The following is a 16,344-nucleotide window of genomic DNA, read 5'->3' as shown; positions in this document are numbered from 1 at the left end:
AACGCTGTCCCAACTGTGCGACCAAAGTGAAAATTATCGCCGTAAGGGACAGCTCAGATGAACATCCACGAATACCAAGCCAAGCAACTTCTCAAAGAATACGGCGCTCCCGTCTCCGATGGTCGGGCCGTTTTGCGGGCAGAAAATGCCAAAACAGCGGCAGGTGAACTGGATGGTCCGCTTTGGGTGGTCAAAGCACAAATTCACGCAGGGGGTCGCGGCAAAGGCACCTTCAAAGAGGCCGCTGCTGGCGAAGCTGGCGGTGTGCGCCTGACAAAATCTGTGGCTGAAGCCGCCGAAGAAGCCCAAAAAATGCTGGGCCGCACATTGGTCACGCACCAAACGGGCCCCGCAGGCAAGCAAGTGAACCGCGTCTACATCGAAGACGGCTCTGGCATTGAAACGGAACTCTACCTCGCCCTGCTGGTGGACCGCGTTACATCTCGCGTGTCTTTCGTTGCCTCAACCGAAGGCGGCATGGACATCGAAGAAGTGGCCGCAGAAACCCCTGAAAAGATCGTCACATTCTCTGTCGATCCTGCGTCTGGCCTTTCCTCATTCCACGGGCGCCGCGTTGCTTTTGCCCTTGGCCTCGAAGGCAAGCAAGTCAAACAATGCGTGCAGCTGATCTCAAATCTTTACCGCATGTTCATTGAACGGGACATGGAAATGCTGGAAATCAACCCACTGATCGTCACAGATGAAGGCGATCTCAAATGCTTGGACGCCAAGATGGGTTTTGATTCCAACGCCCTTTATCGTCAAAAAGCGATCCTCGATCTGCGCGACGAAACAGAAGAAGACCCAAAAGAGCTCGCAGCCTCCAAATTCGATCTCAACTACATCGCTTTGGATGGAGAAATCGGCTGTATGGTAAACGGCGCAGGTCTGGCGATGGCCACAATGGACATCATCAAACTGTATGGCTCTGAACCTGCCAACTTCCTCGACGTGGGTGGCGGTGCAACAACTGAAAAAGTTACCGAAGCCTTCAAAATCATCACCTCCGATCCACAGGTCAAAGGCATCCTCGTGAACATCTTCGGCGGCATCATGCGCTGTGACGTCATCGCTGAAGGCGTTGTAACGGCTGTAAAAGAAGTCGGCCTGCAAGTGCCCCTCGTCGTCCGCCTCGAAGGGACAAACGTCGAAGAAGGCAAACGTATCCTCAACGAAAGCGACGTGGACGTGATCGCCGCCGACGATCTTGGCGATGCGGCAGAAAAAATCGTTAAGGCCGTTAAAGGGTAAGGCGATGCGCGCTGGGACTCTCTTGTTTCGCAGGCTTGGACTCGCAGTGTGTCTCTTGACCACTCCGATCCACGCTGCGACAGCAAATCCAACCCGCGCGATGCAAGCCTTTGCCGACAACTGTTTTCGCCCCACCATGACCGCCGCGCGGGCCAAGTCTGTTTTGCCACACGCGGGCACTCGGTACGATTTTTACGACCTTGACCCATTCGTGCGCTCAAACGCCCCCTCACCCGCTCTAAAACGCGCCGTCACCCCCAACACAGATCGCCGCTGCGAAGTCAGCTTTGATGGTATTGCAACTGACGCCGCCGCTAAGGCAGCCGCACGCGGTCTGCGCCAAGAAGGCATCCGCAAATCCGCACCGATCCCACCAGCATACGCCAACATCAACGGCGCAACATTTGTGGGCGCTCGACAGTTAAACCCTCGCCGTGTTGCAGTGGTCATTGTCGGCACACGCGCAGGGCCCAACGGCGTAGAAACCTATATGACCGTGGAACGCTTGCGCCCCACTGGGGGAAATTGATGGCCACAGCAAAAACCGACCTCCGCTCACCCTTCACCCTCTGCATCAGCGGGTTTCGATTTTAAATTCACCCAAGCCAGCCTCTGGCGCGACGACAATATTCAGGCACCGCTGACCCAGCATGCCGCAACCTAAGGACCAAAAACATGGCCGTACTCGTAGATGAAAACACCAAAGTGATTTGCCAAGGCATCACAGGTTCCCAAGGCACCTTCCATTCCGAACAAGCCATTGAATATGGCACCAAAATGGTTGGCGGCGTGACCCCTGGCAAAGGCGGACAATCCCACCTTGGCCTGCCCGTGTTCAACTCTGTTCACGAAGCAAAGCACGTAACCGAAGCCAACGCTTCCGTCATCTACGTGCCGCCCCCCTTCGCGGCGGACTCCATCCTCGAAGCTATCGACGCGGAAATGGAACTGATCGTTTGCATCACAGAAGGCATCCCAGTGCTCGACATGATGAAGGTGAAACGCGCACTCGAAGGTTCCAAATCCCGCCTGATCGGCCCAAACTGCCCCGGCATTATCACACCAGATGCCTGTAAAATCGGCATCATGCCGGGTCACATTCACAAACGTGGCTCTGTTGGCGTCGTGTCCCGTTCAGGCACGCTGACATACGAGGCCGTGGGCCAAACCACCGCCATTGGCCTTGGCCAATCCACCTGCATCGGCATCGGCGGCGACCCGATCAAAGGCACAGAACACATCGACGCACTAGATCTGCTGCTGGGTGACGACGAAACCCAAGCCATCATCATGATCGGCGAAATCGGCGGTTCCGCTGAAGAAGACGCAGCCCAATTCCTAATTGATGAGGCCAAAAAGGGCCGCTCCAAACCAACCGCAGGCTTTATCGCAGGCCGCACAGCGCCTCCGGGCCGTCGAATGGGCCACGCTGGGGCGATTGTCGCTGGTGGCAAAGGCGGCGCCGAAGACAAAATCGAAGCCATGAAAGCCGCAGGCATTGTTGTTGCTGAAAGCCCCGCAGGCTTGGGCGAAGCGGTGTTAAAGGCAATCGGCTAATGCACCACGCGCACCCCATCCAATATGCGATCACGGCCCCTGTTGGCCGTGTCAGCGGGGTGCGCTGATGGTTTTAATCTGTCACAGCCATAAATTCATCTACATGAAAACCCGTAAAACGGCGGGCACGTCTATCGAACTGTATCTGGAACCGCTGTGCGCCCCGCGCGGCCACACCGTGGTTGAAAAAACCATGGGCCGCGAAGGAGTCGAAGGCATCATCGGACACCGTTCCATGTGGGACGGCGAAAAAAACATCGCCGAAGTGTCCATGTGGCGCGAACATCTTCCCGTTTGGGAAGCCCGCAAAGCGTTAGGACGTGAAACATGGAAAGAATATTTTCGGTTTACCTCCGTGCGAAACCCGTTTGATCGCGCGGTCAGCATGTTCCACTGGCTGCACGACTTTTTCAAATGGCCCGCCTTTCACACCTTCAAAGATATGAAAGACGGGTTTCAGGAATTTATTCTCCATTCTGGCGAATACCGCGATGATCGCTCCATTGTGCATCGTAAGGGCAAATACTGGATGAAAGGCGCCATTCGCTTTGAACATCTGGCCGATGATCTGCACGCCCTGTGCAAGCGGCTCAACCTGCCGATTGCCCCAACTACACCGATCCCACGCACCAAATCCCAGACCTCGCGCCCCAAAGATGTGCCCGTGGCCGATTACTTTACCACCGCCACCACAGATGCCGTTTTGCGCGCGCAGTCTTGGGTGTTTGACCGCTTTGACTATTCAGCGGAGCCCAAAGATGCGTAACGGCCTTCAATACATCATGATGACGTGTGCTGCCACCTGCACGCTTGCGGCCCCGGCCCTTGCACTCGACACTTCGGCCTGTTTTCAACCCGCGACCACTCTGACCAGCGTCACCGACGATCTGGCCAAAGATGGCTGGGAAACAACAACTGATCGCTCTGATCTGGTGATTGAACATCTCACATGGACAGGCATGCCGCAGTATTTCGCAGGAGACAGCGGCGGGCAATCGCTCGCCAACGTGCTGGATATGAAACGCATGTCAGCCCGTGGGATTTTGCGCAAAAAAGACCTACCAGACGCCCAAACACGCATTTTAACCCGCCAAACAGACACTCAAATTGAACTGGCCAAAGTTGTATGGGTCGCGGTCTCCCCCACCCAAACAACGATCCACTGCACCTTTTCCGTGGGCGCGTCCTCGGTGGACAATTGGGCCACTCACGTCCCCAATCCAGATGCCATGCCCCTGTTTTTGCGCATCCCTCATTCGAACGCTTCCCTAGACCAGACCCAAGCCAGTCAGGACATCGTCGCGCTCAACCGTGCAAGCCTATCCCAAGACCTCGGCGTCCCTGTCCCCTCAGACGCCATCATCGAAACCTACCTCAGCTTCCTTGCAAAGGAAAATTGACCATGACTGAACATCCATCAAACGCACAATTCCATGCAGACAGCTTCCTGCAAGGGCACAATGCGGAATATATCGAACAGCTTTATGCACGATATGCCCAAGACCCGAACGCTGTGGATGCCGCATGGCAAGATTTCTTTAAGGCGATGGGTGACCCGTCTGGTGAAGTGGTGGCAGAAGCCTCTGGCCCCTCTTGGGCCCGCACAGATTGGCCGCCACAACCCGCCGATGATCTGACCGCAGCGTTGGATGGTCAATGGGGCGACGACCCAAGCGCCAATGCCGAGAAAAAGATCACCGCAAAAGCCGCTGAAAAAGGCGTCTCGGTCACCGAAGACCAAGTCCGCAATGCTGTTCTGGATAGTGTGCGCGCACTGATGCTGATCCGCGCCTACCGCATTGTGGGCCACCTCAACGCTGATCTTGATCCGCTTGGCCTTCACAAAAACCCAGACCTGCCAGAACTACAGCCTGCAAACTACGGCTTTACCGAAGCAGACATGGATCGCCCGATCTTCCTCGATAATGTTCTTGGCCTTGAAACCGCGACCATGCGCGAAATCCTCGCCATCGTGAACCGCACCTATTGCGGCACATTTGCCCTGCAATACATGCACATCTCTGATGCGGAACAGGCCAGCTGGCTCAAGGAACGCATCGAAGGGTTCGGCAAGGAAATCCAATTCACCAAGGAAGGCCGCAAAGCCATTTTGAAAAAAATGGTCGAAGCAGAAGGGTTCGAAAAATTCCTGCACGTGAAATACACAGGCACCAAACGTTTTGGCCTTGATGGCGGCGAAAGCCTGATCCCTGCGATGGAACAAATCATCAAACGCGGTGGCTCTCTTGGCGTGCAAGACATCATCATCGGCATGCCTCACCGTGGCCGTTTGAACGTACTGTCAAACGTGATGCAAAAACCCTTCCGCGCGATTTTTAACGAATTTCAAGGCGGTAGCTTTAAACCAGAAAGCGTCGATGGCTCTGGTGACGTGAAATACCACCTCGGCGCCTCCTCAGACCGTGAATTTGATGGCAACTCCGTCCACCTGTCCCTCACCGCCAACCCCTCTCACCTAGAAGCGGTGAACCCAGTGGTTCTGGGCAAAGCCCGCGCCAAACAAGAACAACTCGACGACGAAGACCGCATCAAGGTCCTGCCGATCCTGTTGCACGGTGATGCAGCCTTTGCAGGCCAAGGTGTTGTGGCGGAATGTTTCGGCCTTTCTGGCCTGCGCGGTCACAAAACTGGCGGCACGATGCACATCGTGGTTAACAACCAAATTGGTTTCACCACCGCACCTGCGAACTCGCGTTCCAGCCCCTATTGCACTGACATCGCACTGATGGTTGAAGCCCCGATTTTCCATGTCAACGGCGACGATCCCGAAGCGGTGGTTCACGCCGCCAAAGTGGCAACGGAATTCCGCCAGAAATTCCACAAAGACGTGGTGCTCGACATCATCTGTTATCGCCGCTTTGGCCATAACGAAGGGGATGAACCCATGTTCACCAACCCCGAGATGTACTCCGCCATTAAAAGCCATAAAACCACGCTCGCCGTTTACACCGAACGGCTCGTGCGTGATGGGCTGATCCCAGAAGGCGAGATTGAGGATCAAAAAGCTGCTTTCCAGGCCTACCTCAACGAAGAATTCGAAGCGGGCAAAGAATACAAACCAAACAAAGCCGATTGGCTCGACGGGCGTTGGTCGCACCTTGATAAACGGGGCGAAGAATACCAGCGCGGTGCCACAGCAGTGGACAAATCCACACTCTTAAAGGTGGGCAAAGCGCTTACGACCTTGCCCGAAGGCTACAACGTGCATCGCACTGTTGGACGCCTGCTCGATACCAAGAAAGAGATGTTCAACACGGGCAAAAACTTCGACTGGGCCACCGCCGAAGCGCTTGCATTCGGGTCCTTGCAAACAGAAGGCTACCCTGTGCGCCTCTCTGGCCAAGACTGTACCCGTGGCACGTTTTCCCAGCGCCATTCTGGTATCATCGACCAGAAAACCGAAGAACGCTATTTACCGCTCAACCACATCCCAGACACTCACGCAAAATACGAAGTCATCGACTCCATGCTGTCTGAATATGCCGTGCTGGGGTATGAATACGGTTACACTTTGGCCGAACCCAACGCGCTGACCCTCTGGGAAGCACAGTTTGGCGACTTCGCCAACGGCGCGCAGATCATGTTTGACCAGTTCATCTCTTCTGGTGAAACCAAATGGCTGCGCATGTCTGGCCTTGTCTGCCTGTTGCCCCACGGGTTCGAAGGTCAGGGGCCAGAACACTCCTCCGCCCGATTGGAACGGTTCTTGCAGATGTGTGGCAACGACAACTGGATTGTGGCCAACTGCACAACCCCTGCAAACTATTTCCACATCCTGCGCCGCCAAATGCACCGCAGTTATCGCAAACCGCTGATCCTGATGACGCCAAAATCCTTGCTGCGTCACAAACTGGCTGTCAGCACCCTTGATGAAATGTCCGAAGGATCGTCCTTCCACCGCGTTTTGTGGGATGATGCGCAATACGGCAATTCAGATACAACACTGGCAAAGGACGACAAAATCAAACGCGTCGTTATTTGTTCAGGCAAAGTCTACTACGACCTGCTCGAAGAACGGGACAAACGCGGCATCGAAGACATCTACTTGCTGCGCCTTGAACAATTCTACCCGTTCCCTGCGCAATCCATGGTCAAAGAACTGTCTCGCTTCCCCAACGCCGAATTTATCTGGTGTCAGGAAGAGCCCAAGAACCAGGGCGCGTGGACCTTCGTGGAACCCAACATCGAATGGATTCTCACGCGGATTGATCACAAAAACAAACGGCCAACCTATGTGGGCCGCAACACATCTGCCTCACCTGCGACAGGTCTCGCAAGTCGGCACAAAGCAGAACAACAAGCGCTCGTGGATGAAGCGCTGACACTGGAAGGTAAATAATCATGGCTGATGTAAGAGTCCCAACCCTTGGCGAAAGCGTAACCGAAGCCACAATCGCAACTTGGTTTAAAAAACCAGGGGACAGCGTGGCCGTGGATGAAATGCTCTGCGAGCTGGAAACGGACAAAGTCACCGTCGAAGTCCCAAGCCCTGTTGCAGGAACACTCGGCGAAATCGTTGCTACCGAAGGGGAAACCGTTGGCGTGGATGCCCTGCTCGCCGTTATTTCCGAAGGCGACGAAGCAACCGAAGCCCCCGCCAAAGAAGCCCCGAAAGCCGAAAAAGCTGAAGCAAAGGCAGAGCCAGAAGCAGGCGGCGAAGATGTGGACGTCATGGTCCCCGCCTTGGGCGAAAGCGTCACCGAGGCCACTGTTTCCACATGGTTCAAAGCCGAAGGTGACACTGTCGCTGCCGATGAAATGCTGTGCGAGTTGGAAACCGACAAAGTCAGCGTCGAAGTGCCCGCCCCCGCCGCTGGCGTATTGTCCAAAATCATTGCAGGTGATGGCGTCACGGTCGAAGCTGGCGGCAAACTCGCCGTCATCTCCTCTGGTGCAGGTGCGGCCTCTACCGCCCACAGCGCCGAGGTTAAAGCAGACGCCAAACCCGAAATCAGCAAGGACGGCACGAAAAACGCCCCCTCCGCCGAAAAACTCATAGCGGAAAAGGGCCTGTCTCCTGATCAAGTCACAGGCACAGGCCGCGATGGCCGCATCATGAAAGAAGACGTGATGAAGGCCGCCAGCGCCCCCGCCTCTGCACCCGCAGCGGCCCCAGCGCCCGCACCAGCCCCCGCCGCACCCGTAGCCGCAGATCAGGCCGCCCGCGAAGAACGGGTTAAAATGACCCGCCTGCGCCAAACCATCGCGCGCCGTCTGAAAGACAGCCAAAACACCGCGGCTATGCTCACCACTTATAACGAGGTGGACATGACCGAGGTCATGGCATTGCGCAATGAATACAAGGACTTGTTCCTGAAAAAACACGGCGTGAAACTCGGCTTTATGTCCTTCTTCATTAAGGCGTGCAACCACGCCCTCAAAGAAGTGCCCGAAGTGAACGCCGAAATCGACGGCGACGAAATCGTCTATAAAAACTACGTAAACATGGGCATCGCCGCTGGCACACCTACGGGCCTCGTGGTCCCTGTGGTCAAAGACGCCGACAGCATGTCATTCGCCGCGATTGAAAAAGAAATCGGTCGTTTGGGCGGTTTGGCCCGCGAAGGCAAACTCTCCATGGCCGATATGCAGGGCGGTTCCTTCACCATCTCAAACGGCGGCGTATACGGCTCGCTCATGTCCTCCCCGATCCTGAACCCACCCCAATCAGGCATCCTCGGCATGCACAAAATCCAAGACCGCCCCATGGCGATCAACGGCGAAGTTGTGATCCGCCCGATGATGTATCTCGCCCTCAGCTACGATCACCGGATCGTGGATGGTAAGGGCGCTGTGACGTTCCTTGTAAGGGTTAAGGAAGCACTTGAGGATCCGCGACGGTTGTTGATGGATTTGTAAAACAGCGGCGGGGTAAAACCCCGCCCTACCCCCATCCGTAGGTTGGGCTTTCGACCTGCCGCTTTGGTTTAAAGGATACTAGACACAAATCCATGGCCTACCTAAAACCCGAAATCCTCCGCTGCCCCAACTGCGATTACACCACGGAAATCGAAGTGGTCGTCGGCGTCGGTCCCCACTCCAAAAAGGGCGACATACCGTACCAAGCGCACAACCGCCGCGAAACAGGCGTAGACGGCCCCTCTATCACCTGCCCCAATGACGGCACCGTCCTTTGGGCTGACAAACCCGGGAAAAAAGCATGACCCCAGAACTCACCGTCCTCACCTACGCGGCCCTTCTCCAAGTCGTGCAATTCGCGCTGATGTCCATTTCAGCAAACCTCGATGTCGGCCCTGCCAAAACCATGTCACCGCGCGATCCCGCCCGCCTTGGCAAACCCGTCCAAGAGCTGCTGAGCGAAAAGCCAGGTCGCCTGTTCCGCGCCTTTAACAACCACTTCGAAGGCCTCACCCTGTTCACCATCGCGGTGGTCGTGGTTACGCTCGGGGATCAATCCACCAGCGTTACCTCAACTGCCGCTTGGGCCTACCTTATCGCCCGCATCGCCTATATCCCTGCCTATTACTTTGGCTGGGCCCCGTGGCGTTCGTTCATCTGGTTCGTGGGCTTTGGCGCCACGTTCATCATGCTTCTGGCGGCACTGATATGAACAAGCAAACGATCACATTTGCGGCGCTTTACACCCTTGGGGCCATTGCGATTTTGTGGACGGTGTACACCCTCCTCACGTCTGGCGATGTTTGGACAGATCCGCTCTACTCAGCTTCGGATCAGGCCGTTCTGGTACTCAACAGCCTGTTTTGGTTGGCCATCGGCGCAGCCCTGATTTTTGCCACACGAAAACGATCCCATTGGGTCAGCGCGGTCCTGCTCATCGCTCTCCTCTACATCGTGGTCTCTTGCGTGATGCACGTTGCACCGCTGGCGCAATTCTATCTGTTCAACACCTCAGGTCTGTCAGGTTACAGAATCCTCGCCGTTGTGGCTGCACCTTGTGCTGCGCAAATCGCGATCCTCGTCGCACTCCTCTTTGCAACCCGACGCCTTCGCCAAGCAGGACACCTCTCATGATCCGCATCGACCACTTCGCCCTCGCCGCGCAAACCCTTGAAATCGGTCAAGAATACGTGCGCAACATCACGGGCCTCACCGTACCCCTTGGCGGCGTTCACCAAGGCATGGGCACACACAACTGCCTGATGGCCACGGGCGATGACAGCTACATCGAAATAATCGCCAAGGACCCGAACCAACCAGAACCCGCAACCCCACGGGCCTTTGACCTCGACAATCCTGCAACGGTGGCCAAAACCGCCGCTGGCCCCCACATCCAAAACGTCATCCTGCGCACAGACGATGCCGCCCGCGATCTGCAACTGGCCCGCGATGCAGGCGTCGATCTGGGGGAAATTGTCGATGCTGCACGTGGCGATCTGCGCTGGGTGCTTGTTCTGCGCAAAGACCGCACATTGGCACTCAATGGCGCGGCCCCGCCTCTGATCGAATGGCCCGCTGGCCCACACGTGTCGCACACCATGCCAGACGCGGGCCTGATCCTCACCAAACTCACCATCGCCACACCCGATGCGGATGCGCTCACCGCGCTATTCACTGCGATAAACGTTCAAGACAACCGCCTCTTTGTGGAACACGGCTCTGAAAAACACATCACAGCCACCTACACCACGCCCGACGGACGTACCATGGTGGTCGGTTAACCGTGTATCGTCCCCCGACAAACGGCTCTATGCTGCCCACGCTGCTCTTTTGGCTCACGACCGTCTGTCTGGCAGGTGCCGTTTGCCTCAGCTTTGCGGGCAACCTTGGCGGAGATTTGTACGAACACTGGTTTACAATGCCCTTGTCCGTCGCTGTCTTCTTTGCGCACACCCGCCGCTCGCTCCTTGTGATCCCGATCTATCTCGCCTACACCGCCGCCACCTTTGATCGGGTCATGGTCGCCGTTTACGCCACACAATCCTCACTCTTTCTGCTGCCCGCGCCAATCCTGATCGGCCTCATGCTGATCCTATGGGCCACGCAGCAATACCGCCCAATGCACCGATCAAACCTTCCTGAAACACCCAACCCAAACCGCGAATGATCTGGCACTTCGCACAAACACACAGTAAAAAGTCTTAAAGATTTCCTCGAAAGGACATGACATGGCAGACTATGACGTAATCATCATCGGTGGCGGGCCCGGCGGCTATGTCTGTGCCATTCGCTGCGCCCAACTCGGCCTGAAAACGGCTGTGGTTGAAGGCCGCGAAACCCTCGGCGGCACCTGCCTCAACGTGGGCTGCATCCCGTCAAAAGCGCTCTTACACGCCTCCCACATGCTCCACGAAGCCGAACACAACTTCGCCGCCATGGGCCTTAAAGGCAAATCCCCGTCCGTGGATTGGAAACAAATGCTGGCCTACAAACAGGACACCATCGATCAAAACACAGGCGGCGTGGCGTTCTTGCTGAAAAAGAACAAAGTCGATCACATTCAGGGCTGGGGTAAAATCACCGCCAAAGGCGAAGTCACAGTTGGTGACGAAAAGCATACCGCCAAAAACATCGTCATCGCCACAGGCTCTGAACCTTCCACCCTCAAAGGTGTGGATGTGGACGAAAAGGTGGTTGTTACCTCCACAGGTGCGCTCGAATTGAACAAAGTGCCAAAAACCATGGCCGTCATCGGTGCGGGTGTCATCGGGCTTGAACTCGGCTCTGTTTACGCCCGCTTGGGAACCGAGGTCACAGTGATCGAATACCTTGACCACATCACCCCTGGCATGGACAAAGACACAGGCAAAACCTTTCAACGCACATTGAAAAAACAAGGACTTACCTTCATTTTGAACGCTGCGGTGCAATCCGTCGAAGCCTCCAAAACCAAAGCAAAACTCACCTACGAAGATCGCAAAAAAGGCGGCGAACATACGCTTGATGCCGATGTCGTCCTCGTGGCCACGGGCCGCCGTCCGTTCACCGATAACCTTGGCTTTACGGATCTTGGCGGTGAAATGACCGACCGCGGTCAGGTCAAAACCGATGATCATTGGAAAACCAACATCGACGGCATCTACGCCATTGGTGATGTGATCGAAGGCCCCATGCTCGCCCACAAAGCCGAAGACGAAGGCATGGCCGTCGCCGAGGTCCTTGCTGGCAACCATGGCCACGTAAACTACGGCGTCATTCCAGGTGTGATCTACACCACCCCCGAAGTGGCCAGTGTCGGCAAAACCGAAGAACAACTCAAAGACGAAGGCATCGCATATAAAGCTGGTAAATTCAGCTTCAAAGGCAATGGCCGTGCCAAGGCGGTGCATCAATCCGATGGGTTCGTGAAAATTTTGGCGGATGCCGAAACCGACCGCATTTTGGGCTGTCATCTGATCGGCCCTGCGGCAGGCGACATGATCCACGAAATCTGCGTAGCGATGGAATTTGGCGCCTCCGCCCAAGACATCGCCCTCACCTGCCACGCTCACCCCACATTCTCCGAAGCGGTGCGCGAAGCCGCGCTCGCCTGTGGTGACGGCGCAATCCACGCATGACCAATGCCACCCGCCGCGCCAACCTCAAAATCTGGCGCGGCAGCGCGGCCCTTGGGCTTGTGGCGTTGATTAGCGCCATGGCAATGCTCTCAGCACCGATTACATCCAAAAATGGCGGGTTCGGCCCGTTCGAACGCGCGCTTAACACCACCGATCACGGTTATCAGATTGTCCCAGACCCCACCGAACTGGCCCCAACCCGCCACGTAGAACGGTTCGAGGTACGCAACGGCGACTGCGTCAAAAACGGCGCGTGGGATGAATGCGCCCAAGATCGCGAACGCTCTGAACTGGCGCAAACCAAACGCAACATAGGCGAAGGTGAAACACTCTGGTACGGCTGGTCGTTCTATCTTCCGCCTGATTTTCCAGACGTTTGGCCCACCAAAACCACGCTGGCCCAATTCCACCAAACGGATCAGACAGGACGCAGCACGCAACCCGTTTGGATGCTCCTCATGCACCCGTTCGGGCTGGTGCTCGACGATCAGACCACAGGGCTCACATCCCGCGTAATTACCCTAATCCCCGATGCCGATATGCGCGACCGTTGGCACAAAGTTGAAATACGATCCAAATGGGCCAAAGACGAAACAGGCACTTTCGACGTTTGGATCAACGGCGAGCAGGTTTTCACCCACAAAGGTCCCACCATGACCGCTGACACGGTCTATTTTCGCTACGGCGTCAATCGCAGCTTTGTATCGCGCTATAAATCCGCCAAAACCGCTGATACGGTCCCAACCCAAATCGCCTATTTTACCAATGTGAAACGCGCCCGATCCCGCAAAGGTCTGCACTAATGGAACTTATTCTCCTTGCCCTTGGCGCCATTGCTGGTGGCTTCATTAACGGGTTAACGGGTTTTGGCTTTGCACTCATGTCCGCTGGCTTTTGGCTGCTGATCCTGCCCCCCACCAGCGTCGTTCCCCTCATGGCGGTCTGCATGACGGCCAGCCAGCTTTTCACCCTGCCCCGCATCTGGCGCATGATTGATGTTAAACGTGCGCGCCCGCTCACCCTTGGCGGCTTAGCAGGCGTTCCCATCGGCATCGCGATCCTACCCTTGATTCCACTGCCCACGTTCAAACTCTTTGTGGCGAGCTTGATCCTCATCAATCTTATCTACGTCCTCACCCTGCAATCCCGCTTTTCCCTGCCGAAATCCGCAGAACGCTTTCACATTATCGCAGGCTTTATCGGCGGTATCTTTGGCGGCATCTCCGCCCTATCTGGCGTGGTCACAACCATCTGGTCTGGGCTCTTTGGCTGGACAAAACAAGAAAAACGCGGCGTGTTTCAGGCGTTTAACCTCTCAATGGGCATCCTGTCACTGATCCTCTTCGCCGCTTGGGGCTATCTTGATAAACAATTCTTTTACACCGCGCTCATCGCATTACCGCTAACCCTGTTGGCCGCCAGCATCGGCGTGCGCATCTTTGAACGCATGGGCAACGCTGGATTTAGCAAACTCATCAACATCCTCCTTGCCCTCTCCGCCACCAACCTCGTGATCTCTGTTCTCACAGGATAACGCCCGTCTGCCCTTTTTCTTGGTGCAAATATCCAATTCCCCCTTTGCAGCAGACACCGTCCACCTTAGGCTCGCGCAAACCTTAGCAATACAAAGCCGATCCAATGCCCAGCCGCAAAATGCCATTATCCGTTTACCGCTACATTTTCGAGCGTTCGAAATGGCAACAGGTGGTGGTGATCCTGCTCACACTCTCTCTTCTCCCCCTCGCCCCCATCCCGCTTGAACTGCAACGCCGCATGCTCGATGACGCGGTGGCGGGCAAAGATTTCGACCTCCTGATCTGGCTTGGCATGCTGTACCTTGGCGCATTGTTTCTTGCCGCCGCGCTCAAATTCGCCATGCGGTATCAGCGCGAAATCATCTCGGCCAATATCGTGCGCAAACTGCGCTATTCGGTCTACTACTCCATCTACACCCACGCCCCAGACAGCCGCGAAGCGCTTGAAAACGAAGTGGACGAAGGCGCGGTGGTCTCCATGATGTCGTCAGAGGTGGAAAAACTCGGCGCTTTTGCAGGGTCTGCCATTTCCGGTCCGCTGTTTGAAATAGGCACGCTCGTCTCAATCCTCGGCTACATGTTCTATGTGGAACCACTCGTCGCTTCTATCGGCGTGGCTCTTTACACACCGCAACTGTTTATCGTGCCTTACATGCAAAGCATCATGAACCGTTTGGCCCAGAAAAAAGCGCTTGAAGTGCGCAAACTCGGTAACTTTATCGTCGACACCCCCGAAGACGATATCTTACGCGCAGCCCCCCCGGAACGGTTCACCAGCCTCGTTGAAACCATCCTGTCATTGCGCACCCGCTTTATCCTAACCAAGAACGTGATGAAGACGATCAACAACATCCTCATCGCACTCGGGCCCTTTGGGGTTATCACTTACGGCGGCTATCTGGCGATCAATGGCCAAATGGAAGTGGGCGTCATCCTCGCCTTTGTCACAGGCCTCGAACGCCTGTCATCACCCGTGCGGGAACTCGTTGGCTCATACAGCCAAATCACAGATGCCCGCATGCGCTATGCCACGCTGCTCGATGGGTTTCCCGATGAACATGTGGTCGACGAGGATCCGAAAGCAACAAAATCCAAAGCGTAGTCGCTCGTTAATTCCCCAACATCCGCAGCCCTTGGGTCACATCCGCGCGAATGGCCACTTTCAGCCCCGGTTCATCCCCTGCACGCAATGCTTCAATCGCCATGCGATGGTTGCTCGCCGCATTGGGCCGCTGCAACCGCGCATAAAGCGCAGACATGGTTGGGCCCATCTGCAACCAAACAGTTTCCACCATGGCCAGCATGGCAGGCGCTTGCGCGCGTAAATACAATGTGCGGTGAAACTCCAGATTGGCGCGGATATACCCCACCGCGTCATTTTTAACGATGGTTTGTTCAATGGTGGTGTTGATGTTCTGCAAACGCTCTATCAACGCCATATGCGCCCTTGGCTGGGCCCGTGCCGCCAACTCTGGCTCCAACAACGCCCGAATGGAGGCCAGCTCTTCAATCCGATCTGTGCTTAACAAAGGGGCCGTCACCCGCCCCGTTTTCGACATGGACAAGGCCCCTTCCGCCGTCAATCGCCGCACGGCCTCGCGTGCGGGGGTCATCGACACGTCAAATTCCTCTGCAATGCCACGAATGGTCATGGCTTGGCCTGGAACGATTTCCCCGTGCATGATGCGCGCGCGCAGCGCCCGAAACACCCGTTCGTGGGTTGGTACACTGGTTTCACTGCTTGCAATGCGGTCTGGTCGGATCATGCGGCTTTTGTGATCACATCAGCGCGGCAAGTCAACGTTAAAACTGATACCGATGCAGCTGCTGGCCGTTGCGTTTCAGCCAACTCCGCTGCGCCTTATAATCTGGAAACACCGCCGCCACCTGCCGCCAATAAGCATCAGAATGGTTCATCTCTACCAGATGGCACACCTCATGGGCCGCCACATAGTCCTGCACCGCACGCGGGGCCATAATCAGACGCCAAGAATACATCAAGTTGCCATCACTGGTACAAGAACCCCAACGGGACCGCGTATCGCGCAAGGTAATGCGCGAAAATCTCCGCCCCACCAATCCAGCATACCGCTCTGATGCTTCGGCCAACCGATCCCGCGCCAGTGTTTTGTAAAACGCCCGCAGCTTTGCAGGCACCTGCGCCCCGGTTCCAGGCACATAGAGAACACCCGCCTCAAACTGCACCTTGCGCCCTGTTCCAAGCGTGATGGGCACATCCACACCGTCCAACAGTATGCTACCGCCAAAGGTTGGCACAATCTGATCGGGCCGCTTTCCCAAATGCTTGCGCATCCACCCGTCGTGATCTTGTGCAAATGCCACCGCATCCCGCAGCGCGGCCCGTTTTGGCATGGTCAAGCTCACCGCTCCATCCACATTGGAAATGCGCAAAGAAAACCGCCGCGCGCGCGCCGATTTCTTAATCAAAACACGGATTGGAGGATCGCCAATGTCCAAGGTTTCTGCCATGCTCGCATCCTTAC

18 protein-coding genes are annotated in these 16,344 nt (G+C 56.0%); 16 read left to right on the top strand and 2 right to left on the bottom strand.

Annotated elements, in window-relative coordinates; translation table 11 throughout:
* The first annotated feature begins 57 nt into the window (after positions 1-57).
* The 16 genes from sucC (at position 58) to QBD29_RS08440 (ending at position 14,942) form a co-directional block, all read left to right on the top strand.
* On the top strand, positions 58-1,251 hold the full coding sequence (sucC, locus tag QBD29_RS08515; protein WP_280100874.1) for an ADP-forming succinate--CoA ligase subunit beta: 1,194 nt from the start codon (positions 58-60) through the stop codon (positions 1,249-1,251).
* 4 nt (positions 1,252-1,255) lie between these two features.
* Complete coding sequence (locus QBD29_RS08510; RefSeq protein ID WP_280100873.1) at positions 1,256-1,780, top strand: succinyl-CoA synthetase subunit beta; 525 nt, start codon at positions 1,256-1,258, stop codon at positions 1,778-1,780.
* Between the two features lie 146 nt (positions 1,781-1,926).
* Complete coding sequence (gene sucD / locus QBD29_RS08505; RefSeq protein WP_280100872.1) at positions 1,927-2,808, top strand: succinate--CoA ligase subunit alpha; 882 nt, start codon at positions 1,927-1,929, stop codon at positions 2,806-2,808.
* Between the two features lie 67 nt (positions 2,809-2,875).
* Positions 2,876-3,574: a sulfotransferase family 2 domain-containing protein gene (locus QBD29_RS08500; RefSeq protein ID WP_280100871.1), complete on the top strand. Its 699-nt coding sequence runs from the start codon at positions 2,876-2,878 to the stop codon at positions 3,572-3,574.
* On the top strand, positions 3,567-4,208 hold the full coding sequence (locus QBD29_RS08495) for a hypothetical protein (protein ID WP_280100870.1): 642 nt from the start codon (positions 3,567-3,569) through the stop codon (positions 4,206-4,208). The genes QBD29_RS08500 and QBD29_RS08495 overlap by 8 nt, the downstream gene beginning before the upstream one ends.
* Before the next feature lie 2 nt (positions 4,209-4,210).
* Entirely contained in the window at positions 4,211-7,168 is a 2,958-nt protein-coding gene (locus tag QBD29_RS08490) for a 2-oxoglutarate dehydrogenase E1 component (RefSeq protein ID WP_280100869.1), read from the top strand.
* Positions 7,168-8,688 carry a 2-oxoglutarate dehydrogenase complex dihydrolipoyllysine-residue succinyltransferase gene (odhB, locus tag QBD29_RS08485; RefSeq protein WP_280100941.1) on the top strand — a complete coding sequence of 507 codons (1,521 nt, stop codon included), beginning with the start codon at positions 7,168-7,170 and terminating at the stop codon, positions 8,686-8,688. The genes QBD29_RS08490 and odhB overlap by 1 nt, the downstream gene beginning before the upstream one ends.
* Positions 8,689-8,780: 92 nt before the next feature.
* Positions 8,781-8,993 (top strand): hypothetical protein, encoded by a 213-nt coding sequence (locus tag QBD29_RS08480; protein ID WP_280100868.1) that lies wholly within the window; start codon positions 8,781-8,783, stop codon positions 8,991-8,993.
* Positions 8,990-9,400 (top strand): MAPEG family protein, encoded by a 411-nt coding sequence (locus tag QBD29_RS08475; RefSeq protein ID WP_280100867.1) that lies wholly within the window; start codon positions 8,990-8,992, stop codon positions 9,398-9,400. The genes QBD29_RS08480 and QBD29_RS08475 overlap by 4 nt, the downstream gene beginning before the upstream one ends.
* Positions 9,397-9,822, top strand: a complete 426-nt coding sequence (locus QBD29_RS08470) for a hypothetical protein (RefSeq protein WP_280100866.1) — start codon at positions 9,397-9,399, stop codon at positions 9,820-9,822. Before QBD29_RS08475 ends, QBD29_RS08470 begins: the two co-directional genes overlap by 4 nt.
* Positions 9,819-10,469, top strand: coding sequence for a VOC family protein (locus QBD29_RS08465; RefSeq protein ID WP_280100865.1), 651 nt, complete (start codon positions 9,819-9,821; stop codon positions 10,467-10,469). The genes QBD29_RS08470 and QBD29_RS08465 overlap by 4 nt, the downstream gene beginning before the upstream one ends.
* Positions 10,470-10,471: 2 nt before the next feature.
* Positions 10,472-10,855: a hypothetical protein gene (locus tag QBD29_RS08460; RefSeq protein ID WP_280100864.1), complete on the top strand. Its 384-nt coding sequence runs from the start codon at positions 10,472-10,474 to the stop codon at positions 10,853-10,855.
* Between the two features lie 61 nt (positions 10,856-10,916).
* On the top strand, positions 10,917-12,305 hold the full coding sequence (gene lpdA / locus QBD29_RS08455) for a dihydrolipoyl dehydrogenase (protein ID WP_280100863.1): 1,389 nt from the start codon (positions 10,917-10,919) through the stop codon (positions 12,303-12,305).
* Entirely contained in the window at positions 12,302-13,108 is an 807-nt protein-coding gene (locus tag QBD29_RS08450; RefSeq protein WP_280100862.1) for a polysaccharide lyase, read from the top strand. The genes lpdA and QBD29_RS08450 overlap by 4 nt, the downstream gene beginning before the upstream one ends.
* Positions 13,108-13,839: a sulfite exporter TauE/SafE family protein gene (locus tag QBD29_RS08445; RefSeq protein ID WP_280100861.1), complete on the top strand. Its 732-nt coding sequence runs from the start codon at positions 13,108-13,110 to the stop codon at positions 13,837-13,839. The genes QBD29_RS08450 and QBD29_RS08445 overlap by 1 nt, the downstream gene beginning before the upstream one ends.
* 104 nt (positions 13,840-13,943) lie before the next feature.
* Positions 13,944-14,942: an ABC transporter ATP-binding protein gene (locus tag QBD29_RS08440; RefSeq protein WP_280100860.1), complete on the top strand. Its 999-nt coding sequence runs from the start codon at positions 13,944-13,946 to the stop codon at positions 14,940-14,942.
* A 7-nt stretch (positions 14,943-14,949) separates the two neighbouring features.
* Here QBD29_RS08440 and QBD29_RS08435 read toward each other — a convergent pair whose 3' ends face one another.
* Complete coding sequence (locus tag QBD29_RS08435) at positions 14,950-15,606, bottom strand: GntR family transcriptional regulator (RefSeq protein WP_280100859.1); 657 nt, start codon at positions 15,604-15,606, stop codon at positions 14,950-14,952.
* A 37-nt stretch (positions 15,607-15,643) separates the two neighbouring features.
* The gene (locus QBD29_RS08430) at positions 15,644-16,330 is read right to left on the bottom strand and encodes a SprT family zinc-dependent metalloprotease (protein WP_280100858.1); all 687 of its coding nucleotides are present in this window, start codon (positions 16,328-16,330) and stop codon (positions 15,644-15,646) included.
* Between the last annotated feature and the right edge of the window lie 14 nt (positions 16,331-16,344).

Origin of the sequence: Amylibacter sp. IMCC11727 (assembly GCF_029854195.1) — a bacterium.
In the GTDB taxonomy this organism is placed as follows: domain Bacteria; phylum Pseudomonadota; class Alphaproteobacteria; order Rhodobacterales; family Rhodobacteraceae; genus Amylibacter.
The sequence above is the reverse complement of the archived record's forward strand: the minus strand, read 5'-3'. Positions and strand labels throughout refer to the sequence as shown.